The sequence below is a fragment of the Bacillus sp. N12A5 genome, from assembly GCF_026790125.1.
Taxonomy (GTDB): Bacteria; Bacillota; Bacilli; order Bacillales; family Bacillaceae; genus Bacillus.
The window spans coordinates 39,606-52,534 of record NZ_JALAMR010000020.1; the positions used below are offsets into that span (position 1 = coordinate 39,606).

Below are 12,929 nucleotides of genomic sequence, written 5' to 3' on the forward strand. Positions count from 1 at the left end.
CCGGGTATGCTTACCGTTAAAGGATTAAACAAATCATTCGGTGAAAATGAAATTTTAAAAAAGATAGATATGAAGATTGAAAAAGGAAAAGTCATCGCCATACTTGGGCCTTCAGGTTCAGGGAAAACGACGCTGCTCCGCTGCCTGAATGCACTGGAGATCCCGAATCGCGGAGAGCTTGCATTTGATGATTTCTCCATCGATTTTTCCAAAAAGGTGAAACAGGCGGATATCCTAAAGCTTCGCCGAAAATCCGGGATGGTATTTCAGGCGTATCACCTGTTTCCGCACCGCACAGCCCTCGAAAACGTGATGGAGGGCCCTGTTCAGGTGCAAAAACGGAACAAAGAGGAAGTCAGAAAAGAAGCGATCCAGCTTCTTGATAAAGTCGGATTGAAGGACAAAATGGATTTATATCCGTTCCAGCTTTCCGGCGGCCAGCAGCAGCGCGTCGGCATTGCCCGCGCCCTGGCGATTCAGCCAGAGCTCATGCTGTTTGACGAACCGACCTCAGCGCTTGATCCCGAGCTTGTCGGAGAGGTGCTGAAGGTAATCAAGGATTTGGCCAATGAAGGCTGGACCATGGTCGTCGTGACGCATGAAATCAAATTCGCACAGGATGTGGCGGACGAAGTCGTCTTCATAGACGGCGGTGTCATCGTGGAACAGGGACCGCCGGAGCAAATTTTTTCCGCACCAAAAGAAGAACGGACACAGCGGTTCTTGAACCGGATTTTAAACCCGCTATAATCAGAAAAACAGGGCGTTCGCAGGCGCCCTGTTTTTTTGTTGAGCCCCTTTCGCCTATTCCGCCCTTCTGTCAGATATGCTACAATGACAATCGACTGATTTTTACGAAAGAAGGGACCTCACGTGAAGCAAGAACTTGTTCTGCGCTGGACATTTTATTTTGCCGGTTTGATCATTTTGGCTTTTGGTGTATCCCTGACGATAGAAGCAAAAGCACTCGGCATTAGTCCGTGGGATGCATTTCATTACAGCCTGTTTCAGCACTTCGGGCTCACCGTCGGCCAGTGGTCCATCATTATTGGAGCGCTCATCGTCGGATTAACGTCATTGTTCACGAGGGCTTGGCCGAAAATTGGCGCCATACTGAATATGGTGCTCATAGGTGTATTTATAGATTTTTTCAATTTCATTCTGCCCGCCCCCTCGACCTATACGGGCTCCGTCATCGTCTTCTCTCTCGGCGTAGTGCTGATCGGTTACGGCGTCGGTGTTTATGTATCAGCAGGCCTTGGCGCGGGGCCGCGTGATTCACTGATGATGCTGATTACAGAAAAAACCGGCTGGAATGTGCAATGGGTGCGGAACGGCATGGAAATAACCATTTTGTTTGCGGCATGGGGCATGGGCGGCCCGATTGGTTTTGGCACCATTTTGACCGCCATCTTTACCGGACTCATTTTGCGTTTTTCATTGCCGCAGTCAATCCAGCTGCTGAACTATGCTGTAGCAAGGCGGACCGCCGCTGTGAAAGCAACTCCGCCCTTACATTAAAAACAAAGCCCCTGGCTTTGTTTTTTTATTTTCTCCTCTATATGAGTCTAATTGAAGTATGATAGGATGGTTTTGACAAACTTTTGCAGACGGAGGATCTAGAATGAAGATTTACGGAATTTATATGGACCGCCCGCTTACGCAGGAAGAGACTGAACGGTTCATGTCTTTCATATCGCCTGAAAAACGGGAGAAATGCCGGAGGTTTTATCATAAAGAAGATGCTCACCGCACCCTGCTGGGAGATGTGCTCGTTCGCTCAGTCATCAGCAAGCAGTATCAGCTGGACAAAGCTGATATCCGCTTCAGCGCACAGGAATACGGAAAGCCCTGCATCCCCGATCTTCCCGACGCCCATTTCAATATTTCTCACTCTGGCCGCTGGGTCATTTGCGCGTTTGATTCACAGCCGATCGGCATAGATATCGAAAAAACGAAACCGATCAGCCTTGAGATCGCCAAACGTTTCTTTTCAAAAACAGAGTACAGCGACCTTATAGCAAAGGACAAGGACGAACAGACAGACTATTTTTATCATCTATGGTCAATGAAAGAAAGCTTTATCAAACAGGAAGGCAAAGGCTTATCGCTTCCGCTTGATTCTTTTTCGGTGCGTCTGCATCAGGACGGACAAGTATCCATTGAGCTTCCGGACAGCCATACACCTTGCTATATCAAAACCTATGACGTGGATCCCAGCTACAAAATGGCTGTATGCGCCGCGCACCCTGATTTCCCCGAGGATATCATAATGGTTTCGTGCGAAGCGCTTTTATAAATGGCTCATCAGCAGCTTGACGCCGCGCTCAATATCTTCCGTCTTCACATTGGAAATATTGATTTTTAATAGATTATCTTTCGGATAATCTGATAAATAATGACGGTCTATCGCCTCAAGGAGTACCCCTTGTTTTTTCAGCCTTTGAATCACCCATGAGGCTGGCAGATCCTGAGGAAGCACCAGGTGGGTGTGCATGCAGGGTGCTTGTTCACTGGAAAACGTGAAGCGCCCCCTTCCCAGCTGACTATGTGTGTGGATGGCTTGATGAAGCTTCAGTGACCGTTCCTTATAGGAAGCGCGGATTTTCTCCTTATGCCTGCTATACATACCGCTTTTCAGATAAATTTCTAACGCAGCTTGAGAAATCATCGAGCAGTCGATGTCGTTCAGCTTTTTGTACGAGTGAAACGTGTCAGTCAGCGCATCCGGCAAAACAGCGGCCCCCACGCGAAGGCCGGGAAACATCATTTTTGAAAAGCTTTTCAGATAGATGACATGCGAGGACAGATCATATGCGTACAGCGGATCTGCCTTTTTATTTTCCTCCAGATCACCGAGATAATCATCCTCAACGAGATAGACATCATACGTTTGTGCCAGTCTCACAAGCTCTTGTTTATCACGCTCTGACAAGGAGCAGCCAAGCGGGTTATGGAAACGCGGCATCGTATAGAAAAATTTGATCGGTTCTGTCCGAAACAGCCGCTCAACCGCGGCCAAATCGAGCCCCTCTTCCGTTCGTCTCACTCCGACGGCGGGTATCCCCAGCGTCTCAAGCTGTTCAACCATCAAATGATAGCCCGGCTGTTCAATGGCGATCTTTTCTTTCCCATTTGGGAATGGCATGGCACAAAGCAGGGATAACGCCTGCTGGACACCCGATGTAATAAAAATATGCCCTTCATCCGCAAATACCTGCTGATTGGCCAGCAGCTTTCGGAGTACGCGGATCAGCGATGGAAGCCCCTTTGGCGTTCCATATATAAATAAATCGTTTTTGTATGTATCAATCGCTTTGTTGAGGCAGTGCTGAAAATCTAGATACGGAAATACATCGGGGTCCGGCGCAGATGTGGCAAAGTCGATGGGGCCAGGCTGCCCGCTTTTTGATTTCCCCGTTTTTTTCACTATATAATAGCCGCTTTTCGGAACAGAATAGATAAGGTGGCGCTTTTCCAGCTCCTGCAATGCGCGGATGACTGTGCTTTTGCTGACGTGATAGCGGGCGGACATCTGGCGGATGGACGGAAGCCTGTCTCCTTCTTGATAGGCGCTGCTTTGGATCATCTCCTCTATTCTCGTCAAAAGACTCATATACTTCTCCATGCGTACACCCCCTGTTTTGTACCGGTACAGTTCATCGTTTTTCTCATTGTACCGTTCTGGTCACAGCCATACAATATAATAGAGCGACCGGCGCTGCAATTCAGGTAAAGGAGCACCTCCCATTATGGTTAAACATCAGCAAGCCTCCGCTTATATGGCGGCTATCTTATATTCATTCATTATCGGTTTATCCTTTCTATTCGTAAAAATCGCACTGCAAACAGCCGAACCGTTTGATATTCTGGCGCATCGGTTCACCATTGCGTTTGCTGTGGCCACTGTACCGGTCTTATTCGGCGGGGTAAAACTATCAATCCGTGTAAAGGACGTCATTGCCATTTTGCCGCTCGCCCTGCTGTATCCGGCGTTGTTTTTCAGCTTTCAGGCATTTGGCCTTGTGTACTCGACCTCTTCTGAAGCGGGAATTATTCAGGCAGCCATTCCGATTTTCACGATGATCTTTGCCGCTTATGTTTTAAAGGAACGCTCGACGTGGGCGCAGAAGGGGTTCACCGTTTTATCCGTTGCCGGCGTCATGTTTATTTTTGTGATGAAAGGCGTTGACGTGGAATCAGCCAGCTTAAAAGGCTCTTTGCTGATCCTGCTGTCCGCTTTGTCCTCCGCGATGTACAATACCGCTGCCAGAAAAATGACGCAGCGCTTCAAGCTGACCGAGCTCACCTACATTATGTCAGCGATCGGTTTTGTCGTTTTTAACGCGATCGCCCTTGTGCGCCACGGAGCGGCTGGGACTGTCGGCACTTATTTTCAGACATTCCGGGAGCCCGGCTTTGTTCTCGCGATTGTGTATTTGGGTGTGCTATCTTCACTCGTCACTTCGTTTTTGTCTAACTATACGCTGTCACGGATTGAGGCGTTTAAAATGAGCGCTTTTAATCATGTGTCCACCATCGTGACGATGATTGCGGGAGTCATGATTCTCAACGAAAGCCTAGCGTGGTATCATCTCGCCGGCGCCGTTTGTATAATTATTGGCGTGCTGGGGAGCAATATCAACCTGGAGAAAAAAACAAGCCGCCATCGCACCTCTGTAAAAAAATGAGAAACCGTGCTAGACTGATAGGAAATACTTGGTTTGAGGTGTGAATGTACTGTATGGTTCAATATGCTAGTGAAAGTATCAATCTTCCAGGAGAAATCGCTTTTAAGGATGTAAGAGAAATCTTTTTTTATCAAATCGCAAAAATATCATGCTTTTACTTTCTGTTGTTTTGCGCCATATTTGCTGCAGTTAACTTCATTAACGGATGGCCCCGTATCGTTTATGGCAGTGACGCGCTTAACTTGTTTATGAACAGTATTTTGATTATCGTGATGTCAGTTCTGTTTACACTGCTGCTCCTCCTTCTTCTATATGTGAAGTTTTCCAGAGCATACAAGAAGAACGAACGGATGAAATCTAAAAGAACATATACTCTGAACCAAGAAGGAATTCGTATATGTTCTAAAAAATATGACCTCATTTTCAATTGGAATGAAATCACAGCTGTTTTCGAATATAAAAATATCTTCAGGGTCAATACATCAAGTGGCCAATATATTGCGATCCCAAAACGTTTTTTTCATTCCAAAGAGGAAATGAACAGATTCAAGGAGATTATCCTTAGAAATACCGGAACAAAAAAACTCAAATTTAAAAAGGATCAGCATTGACAGTGCTGATCCTTTTATATGGAATGGTGGGTTTCTTTTGCCTTCTGTTTATCTAAAAACGGCACCAGCTCTATTACAGCCGATAAACCCACAAACACGATGCACACAACAATAATCAGCAAATAACCATGAGTCATGTCAAAAAACAAACCGCCCGCGTACACACTGAGCGCACCGGCAATTTGATGGATAAAAAAATTGATGCCTAGAAGCGAACCGATCAATCCTGTTTGATAGCTTTCTGAAATAGACGCGGCGGTCAGCGGGATCACGCCTGTATAACTGAGCCCGAACAGGAGGATAAAACCGAAGTACCAAAGTTCGTTATGATGGATTCCGAGAATGGGAATGAGCAGGCAAATCAGGCTAAGCAGCCGAATGAAAAATAAGATGGATAGCATCACGCTTCTGCTGCCGAAGAAATCTGACAGCCAGCCCGCCAATAATCCGCCCATGATGATAAACGCCCCGAACGCGGCCATCATTCCATTGACGTGAGAGACATGCGCATCATTGAGCATCGGAACGAGATGAGCATCAATGATCCCCATTGAAAATCCGCATGTAAACACGCCGAAGTACAGGATATGAATAAGCCGGGACTGCTTCATCACGTTCCAAAATCCCCGCCAGTCATAAGATTTTTTCACAGGGTGCGCTTGTGCATGCGGAGGGTGCTTCATCCCGAAGGCGAGAAGCGGCAGCAGAACAGCCGCCATGACGATGCCTAATATCGTATAGGTGTTTTGCCAGCCGGCATGATACGGAGCCGCGGCCCAAATGGGCGAAAGCAGCAGCAGGCCCGCAGAGTTGGCATTGGTCAAAATAGCGAGCGCCAGACCTTTGTGGGTGTCAAACCAGCGGCTGATGAAATACTGGGTCGTCACGCCGACCGCGCAGGAATAGCCGATTCCGCCGAGCACACCGTAAATGGCGGAAAACACATGAACGCTCGGCGAATACGGAAGCACCAAAAAGCTTGCGCTGATACAAACAGCGCCAAGCGCCATAATCTTTCTCACGCTGAACCGGTCGATAAAAAACCCGACAAAAAACTGAACAATGCCAGTTGTGACCATAAAAACGCTGACAGAAACAGAGATCAATGACCTGTCGGCATGAAAGGTATCCGCCATTGGCAGCATAAAAAATTGAAAGGAATTTCTGAATGAGTTCATTCCGATGGCGAAAACAAACGTAAACAGCAATACAAACCATTTCATCTTAGAGGACGTGCGCATGTTTCGACCTTCCTTTTTTGAGTATTTCGACTATTATATCATGTGAAAATTGCCACTCCACAAAAAAAGCGGAACAGCAGGCGCTGTCCGCTTTTGATCACGACTGAATGATTGGATGCTGGTTCAATATCGCAAAAATCCGTTCTGCCACTTCTTCCGTATGTGACAGCAGAAACATGTGCCCACCAGCAAATTCATGGAATGTAATGTCTTGCGCCCACTTCTTCCAGCCTTCCGCATCCCGTATACATTTCTCATCATCAAGCCCGTTAAAGACATGAACAGGCGATTGGATCGAGGCCATATCGTGAAGCTCAAATTGTTCAAGAGCCCGGTAATCTGATCGGAAGGAAGGCAGGAAAAAGGACATGACCTCCTTATTTTCAACGAGCTCAGCGGGCATCCCGCCTAATTGAATAATATGATCAAGAAACTGATCATCAGGCAGATGGGATACTTTCTTCCGCTGAATATGCGGCGGCTGTATCGCAGAAATGATAACCGCCTGCGGAAATATGCCTTCACGCTCCAGCTTTTGCGCCAGCCTGAAGGTGATCATGCCGCCCATACTGTGTCCGAACAGCACAAACGGCCGATCAGGACGAAGGTTCAAATCTTGTTTGTACAAATCGGTCAGCTCTTCGAGATCCTCAATGGCTGACGTTTGGTTCGTGCCGTGTCCTGGAGGCTCGGCAGCGAGCATCTCACACTCTCCCTGCAAAAAAGCATGGAGAGGGCGAAACGATGCTGAGTAGCCGCCGGCAAATGGAAAACAGATGAGCTGCGTTTTTTCCGACGCATCAAAGGATTTGAAGAGTTGGCTCATTGGCTGTCTCCTCCTTTCACACTTCATTTAAGAAACCGTTTCGGTTTGTGTATTAAGAAATTCGAGTAAAATCCCTGCATTCCTATCTAGTGTTTCGCCCTGCAGCATTTCAGCGTGTGTTCCGAAGCCTCTTTTCACACGGTAAGCACCTGTTGTTGCCTCTTCCCACGTCGCAAGCCATTCCGGCATGTCAAAATCAGCGCCAGATGTCAGCAGATCAATATCAGCTTTCACCTGTCCTGTGCTGATCAGGTTGACATAGTAAGAGTAAAAGGCGTGTGTTTTTTGCTTGAGGCCTTGTTTGACGGCTTCGCTGTTGAGCGCTTCATTGTCCCGATTGACATTCATCAACGCTTCGACATCATTCTCAACCGTGCGTCCGTCGAGATCACTGACACCTTGTTTTTTATAGGAATCCACCATGATGATCCGCTGAACAGTACGTCCTTGTTCCTCAAGCTTTTTGGCTGCTTCAAACGCCAGACTGCAACCCGCCGAATACCCGAACAGTGTCAAAGGCCCTTCCGGCTGAAGCTCCTGGATCAAATCCGCATAGCGGTCAAGCCGGCTTTCCTCCTCAATGAAATCAAAGGCGCACAGCTTGTATGACGATAGGCGGCTGGCCAGGTTTTGGTACATGATGCCATAGCCTAAGACTGGCGGGAATGCAAAAATGATCTGCTCCTGATCGGGATTCATTATCGTTACATCCTGCAATCCATATGAGCCCCCGTTTTTCAGATACGCTGAAATGCCGGCGATCGTCGGTGCTTCAAACAAAAGTTTTACCGGGAGATCAATCGCAAGCTCTTTCTTGATGCGAGAAGCGGCGGTCATTGCCTTTAAGGAGTGCCCGCCAAGCGCAAAGAAATCGTCATGAATGCCGACCTGCTGTCTGCCGAGAATCTCAGACCAGATTTTTGCGATCGTTTCTTCCGTCTCGTCGCGTGGCCCGATCCATTCCTCCGCCAGCTGATCCTGATCAGGTTTTGGCAGCAGCCGTTTATTGACTTTTCCATTTGTCGTTAAAGGAAGCTCCTCCAAGAACGTAAAGGTTTGCGGCACCATATAAGCAGGAAGCTGTTTTTTCAGGTGCGCCTTCACGTCTTTAACTGATAGCTGCGTCCGGTTCACGAGGTAGGCATTGATTGATGCATCGCCAGACTCATGGCGGTCTGCCACAACGACCGCATCATTCACGCCCGGGTATTCCTGCAGCTGCTTTTCGATTTCTTCAAGCTCAATCCGGTGCCCGCGTATTTTGACCTGGTCGTCAATACGGCCAGCGTATTCAAGCGTTCCGTCCGGCAGCCAGCGTGCCAAATCCCCTGTGCGGTAAAGTGTTTCTCCCGGTTTGAACGGGTTGGTGATAAACTTTTTCTTCGTCAGGTCGTGGCGGTTTACATATCCTTTTGACACGCCCATTCCGCTGATGCACAGTTCACCGATCGCTCCAAATGGCTGAAGCTGGTTTTGCTCGTTGAGAATATAAACGCTGGCGTTGCTGATCGGCTTTCCAATCGGCAATGAGGAGATGGAATCCGGAATATCATGTACGACGTGAGCTGTCGCAAACACCGTTCCCTCAGTCGGTCCGTAGCAGTTAATCAGCTTGCCCGGTCCCATGACACGCAGCGCTTTTCTGACGTGAGGCACTGACGCGCGCTCTCCGCCGAATAACACGCAGCGAAGCCCCTTCATCCAATCCTCTCCCGCATCAGTCAGAAGATTAAATAGTGCAGTTGTCGCAAACATGACATTGACGTTCTCTTGCCGGATCAGATCTGTGAGCCGCTCTGTATCAAGCAGCGTATGTTCATCCGCGATAATGAGCCGTGCCGCATTCAGCATGGAAGCGTAGAGATCAAAGGTAAATGCGTCAAAGGCGTAATTCGAAACAGATAAGAACGTATCTTTTTCAGAAAATGCCATGTAATCTACATGCTTGACCAATCCTTGAATATTGGCATGAGTGGTAATATTAGCCTTCGGCTTACCAGTTGTGCCGGACGTATACATGATATATGCCGGGTCATCGGGATCAATTGCTGTCACAGGATCGCTTGCCTGTTCTTCAAACCTTATTTGGTCATCGATGAAGAGCGTTGTGCCTGTATACGGCAGCTGAGCCGCTTTTTCTTTCATCTCCTGATGTGTCAGCAGACAAACCGCCCCGCTGTCACTCAGCATGTACGAGATTCGGTCCTCCGGCAGCTTCGGATCAACCGGCAGATAGGCCGCTCCCGCTTTTAACACACCGATAATGCCGATCACCAGTTCAAGCGAGCGCTTCGTGTACAACGCTACTACGGAGCCTTTGCCCGCACCTTGCTTTTGCAAACGGCGTGCAAGACGGTTCGCTTCCTCATCTAATTCGCGATAGGAAAGCGTCTGGCCGGAATACGTAAGCGCCGGCGCATCAGGATTAACGTCCAACGCTTCCTTGAACCAATGCGTCAGAGGCTTTGCCTCATGAGTTTGAGCCGGCGGGTTTAAGCCGGCAAGCAGAAACGCTCTCTCCTTGTCGTCAATGAGGTTGATTGTGTTTACAGGCTGATCCGGCGTCTCAATGAGCTGCTGAATTGCTGTGAGAAGCTGAGATTTCAAACGCAGAATAAACGCCTCATCAAACACATTCTCATTATAGGCAAGCTTAATCAGCAGCTCATCCCCCGGGGAAGCCATCAGGTTGAGATCATAATTTGACTTCTCAAAAACATGTACGTCCTCCATATCAAAGCCGTTTTCACTGTTTTCTTCATTTTTCGCATCCTGAAGCGGATAATTCTCAAAGACAATGATGTGGTCAATCAGTTTTGGCTGATCGGCCTGGCTTTGGATGTCATAAAGCGGCACATATTGATGCGGCTCAGACTGAAGCGATTGCTCTTGAAGCTGCTTAAGCAAACCGTTAAATGTCATATCCTCAGACAGTTTCACACGTCGCGGAACAACGTTGATAAACAGCCCAACCATATGTTCAACGCCTCTGATTTCCGCGGGGCGACCGGAAACGACTGTTCCGAAGGTCAAATCGCCAGACTGCTGATAGCGGCTGATCAATACGCTCCAGGCTGCCTGCAGCGCCGTACTTAAAGTGGTATGCTGCGATTTTGCGAGCTCGGTAAAGGCCTTTGTTTCCGCCTCAGGCAGTGAGAATAGCAGCTCTTTCGGCTCGTAGCCGTCCTTCTGTTTCTTTCTTTGCTCTGCAAACGTCGTCTGTGCTTCAACATCCTCCAGGTACTCGCGCCAGTAACGCAGTGATGCTTGTTTATCCTGCTTTTCAAGCCACTTGATGTAGTCTTTATACGGTTTGACAGGCGGCAGGCTGTACGGCTTTTGTTCACGCAGGGCATTGTATACCGTAAACAGATCCTGCACGACGATGCCAAAGCACCATCCGTCCAAAATAATGTGATGGTAGCTCCACACCCATTCAAAGCTTTCTTCGGCTTTTTTGAAAATGGCTGCCCGCATGGGAATATCCCGCGTTAAATCAAAGCCCTTGATCTTATCCTGTTCTTTATATTCATTGATTTTGGCTGTTTGCTCGCTGCCCGTTACATGTGTCAGATCAATTTCTTCTATATGAAACTGCCGTTTTTTCAATACGACTTGGACAGGTCTTTTTACTTTTTCGTGAATGAACACGGTACGAAATACATCGTACCGGTCCATAATCACATTCATGCTCTCTTCAAGGCATTTGATATTCAAGCTGCCTTTTACTTTCATCGTGATTTGTTCAAGGTAAAAGCTCTGGCCGGGATTCAGGATGGTATGAAACAGCATCCCTTCCTGCATCGGCGATAGGTAATACATATCTTGAACCTGGTCCTTGCTAAATTGACTCATATGTCGCTCCCGCCTTCTGTAATTCCCTTGCGTTTTATTTTAAATTCTCCTCAAGCATGTCAAAGATATCGCCCATCTCGTCCATTCCAAGGTCTTCGGCACTAAAGTCGCTTGGGGTAAACTCCTTGTCCTCTTTTTCCGTGCAATGGCGGATCAGCATCAGGAGGTTTTCTTTAAACCGTTCCATTTGCTCCTCGATCGTAGCTCTTTCAAACTCCTTCTCATTGTAGGAGCAGGAAAGCACAAATCGGCCGTTTCTGATCATGCCGCTAAAGCTTAAAGCGTACAGTGCTTCTGATTCCTCGCTTACTTGGCGCCCCATATCGAAAGCGGATGGCTCAAAGAATTCGGTTTTTACCTCACTGTCGAATTGGCCCAAATAGTTGAAGCTGATCTCTGGCGTGAAGCCCTTTGTTTCCGTTTTTTCTGTGAAATAACGGAGAATGCCGTAGCCAACACCTTTGTCCGGAATGCGGCGCAGGTTTTCTTTGACTGACTTGATCACGGCTGAGGCATCTGCTTCAGACATGTCAAGCACAACAGGATATTGCGCTGTAAACCAGCCGACCGTTCTGGAGATATTGACATTCGGGATGATGTCCTCCCGTCCGTGTCCCTCAAGGTTTATGCCGATTTTGGCACCGTCTGTCCATTCCTTCATTGTCAAACCGAGTGCGCAGAGAAGAATATCGTTCATTTCAGTTCCGTATGGCTGATGGACATCCGTTAAGAGATGTTTGGTGTCTTCTTCCGTTAATTCATAGAGGACAGATGATGTATGTTTGACCATCCGCTGCACTGTTTCATAATCCTTCGGCACAGGAGAAACCTGTTCGGCATCAATTTGCGCCCAGTATTCAGCCTGCTGTAATAGATGTGCTGATTGGCTGAATTTCTCAAGTTCTTCCGCCCAGTCCTTAAAGGAGTTTGTTTTTTGCGGGAAGACCACGTTCTCTTCTTTCTCAGCCTGCATGTAGCCTGAAGCAAAATCTTCAAGCAAAATCCGCCAAGATACACCGTCGACCACGAGATGGTGTACTGCGATGAGCAGGTGATCCCCAGCTTCCGTACGGTATTGCTCCGCCTTCAGAAGCGGCCCGTTTTGCAGATCGAGACTGCTCTGCAGCCTGTTCGCGAGAATCCTGATCTGGCTTTTCAGCATGTCTTCATCGGAGCCGTACAGATCCACGATTTCGAAGCTGACCTTGCTCTCACCGATCGGTTTATACGCCTGAATGATGTCCCCGTTTTCCTCACGGTAAACCATGCGGAGTGCGTCATGATGCTCGATCAGCGCCTGCAACGTTCTCTCCACCCGTTCAGGATCAAAGCCCTTCTTGGCGTGAAGCATCACTGATTGGTTCCAATGGTGCTTATTCGCGAAGTTCTTTTCAAAGAACCAGCGCTGAATCGGCGTTAGGATGACTTCGCCCTCCACCGGGCCTTGGTCTGCCTGCTTGCCTTCGGCACGCTCCACGTATTGGGTCAGTTCTTCGATCGTCGGGTGCTGGAAGAGATCTTTCATCTCCAGCTTCCAGCCGTGCTGGTTCAAGCGGCTCGCCATTTGGATTCCTTTGATCGAATCTCCGCCAAGCGAGAAGAAATTGTCGCTGACACCGACCTCTGAAATGCCGAGCACGTCCTGCCAGATGCCGGCAAGCAGCTCTTCCATATCCGTTGCCGGCGCTTTGTATTCTCCGCTTCC

General features: G+C 48.2%; 10 protein-coding genes. 5 read left to right on the top strand and 5 right to left on the bottom strand.

Annotation, left to right across the window (positions count from 1 at the left end):
* The first annotated feature begins 6 nt into the window (after window positions 1-6).
* From tcyC to MOC09_RS18300, 3 genes are all read left to right on the top strand, one after another.
* Complete coding sequence (gene tcyC, locus MOC09_RS18290; RefSeq protein WP_064814560.1) at window positions 7-750, top strand: cystine ABC transporter ATP-binding protein TcyC; 744 nt, start codon at window positions 7-9, stop codon at window positions 748-750.
* 123 nt (window positions 751-873) lie between these two features.
* Entirely contained in the window at window positions 874-1,521 is a 648-nt protein-coding gene (locus MOC09_RS18295) for a YczE/YyaS/YitT family protein (RefSeq protein WP_268360280.1), read from the top strand.
* Between the two features lie 103 nt (window positions 1,522-1,624).
* Window positions 1,625-2,299, top strand: coding sequence for a 4'-phosphopantetheinyl transferase (locus tag MOC09_RS18300; protein ID WP_268360279.1), 675 nt, complete (start codon window positions 1,625-1,627; stop codon window positions 2,297-2,299).
* Here the strand turns inward: MOC09_RS18300 and MOC09_RS18305 are convergent.
* Window positions 2,294-3,628 (bottom strand): PLP-dependent aminotransferase family protein, encoded by a 1,335-nt coding sequence (locus MOC09_RS18305; protein ID WP_268371416.1) that lies wholly within the window; start codon window positions 3,626-3,628, stop codon window positions 2,294-2,296. The two genes, MOC09_RS18300 and MOC09_RS18305, sit on opposite strands and share 6 nt — an antisense overlap.
* A gap of 124 nt (window positions 3,629-3,752) precedes the next feature.
* On the opposite strand from MOC09_RS18305, the gene MOC09_RS18310 reads away from it, so the two are divergent.
* Together MOC09_RS18310 and MOC09_RS18315 are read left to right on the top strand one after the other, a co-directional pair.
* Window positions 3,753-4,691: a DMT family transporter gene (locus MOC09_RS18310; protein WP_268371418.1), complete on the top strand. Its 939-nt coding sequence runs from the start codon at window positions 3,753-3,755 to the stop codon at window positions 4,689-4,691.
* A gap of 53 nt (window positions 4,692-4,744) precedes the next feature.
* Window positions 4,745-5,302, top strand: coding sequence for a YcxB family protein (locus MOC09_RS18315; protein WP_268371420.1), 558 nt, complete (start codon window positions 4,745-4,747; stop codon window positions 5,300-5,302).
* 14 nt (window positions 5,303-5,316) lie between these two features.
* Here MOC09_RS18315 and MOC09_RS18320 read toward each other — a convergent pair whose 3' ends face one another.
* From MOC09_RS18320 to MOC09_RS18335, 4 genes are all read right to left on the bottom strand, one after another.
* Entirely contained in the window at window positions 5,317-6,543 is a 1,227-nt protein-coding gene (locus MOC09_RS18320) for an MFS transporter (RefSeq protein WP_268360275.1), read from the bottom strand.
* Window positions 6,544-6,640: 97 nt separating this feature from the next.
* On the bottom strand, window positions 6,641-7,369 hold the full coding sequence (gene srfAD, locus MOC09_RS18325; protein ID WP_268360274.1) for a surfactin biosynthesis thioesterase SrfAD: 729 nt from the start codon (window positions 7,367-7,369) through the stop codon (window positions 6,641-6,643).
* Window positions 7,370-7,396: 27 nt separating this feature from the next.
* Window positions 7,397-11,224 carry a surfactin non-ribosomal peptide synthetase SrfAC gene (gene srfAC, locus MOC09_RS18330; protein WP_268371422.1) on the bottom strand — a complete coding sequence of 1,276 codons (3,828 nt, stop codon included), beginning with the start codon at window positions 11,222-11,224 and terminating at the stop codon, window positions 7,397-7,399.
* Window positions 11,225-11,258: 34 nt separating this feature from the next.
* Window positions 11,259-12,929: condensation domain-containing protein (locus MOC09_RS18335; RefSeq protein WP_268371424.1), on the bottom strand; the 1,671-nt coding region annotated here is incomplete at its 5' end.

Excerpts from the sequence above, each read along its gene's own strand:
- tcyC (WP_064814560.1), top strand. The coding sequence starts at position 7 with ATGCTTACCGTTAAAGGATTAAACAAATCATTCGGTGAAAATGAAATT.
- MOC09_RS18300 (WP_268360279.1), top strand. The coding sequence starts at position 1,625 with ATGAAGATTTACGGAATTTATATGGACCGCCCGCTTACGCAGGAAGAG.
- MOC09_RS18305 (WP_268371416.1), bottom strand. The coding sequence starts at position 3,628 with ATGGAGAAGTATATGAGTCTTTTGACGAGAATAGAGGAGATGATCCAA.
- MOC09_RS18310 (WP_268371418.1), top strand. The coding sequence starts at position 3,753 with ATGGTTAAACATCAGCAAGCCTCCGCTTATATGGCGGCTATCTTATAT.
- MOC09_RS18315 (WP_268371420.1), top strand. The coding sequence starts at position 4,745 with ATGGTTCAATATGCTAGTGAAAGTATCAATCTTCCAGGAGAAATCGCT.
- MOC09_RS18320 (WP_268360275.1), bottom strand. The coding sequence starts at position 6,543 with ATGCGCACGTCCTCTAAGATGAAATGGTTTGTATTGCTGTTTACGTTT.
- srfAD (WP_268360274.1), bottom strand. The coding sequence starts at position 7,369 with ATGAGCCAACTCTTCAAATCCTTTGATGCGTCGGAAAAAACGCAGCTC.
- srfAC (WP_268371422.1), bottom strand. The coding sequence starts at position 11,224 with ATGAGTCAATTTAGCAAGGACCAGGTTCAAGATATGTATTACCTATCG.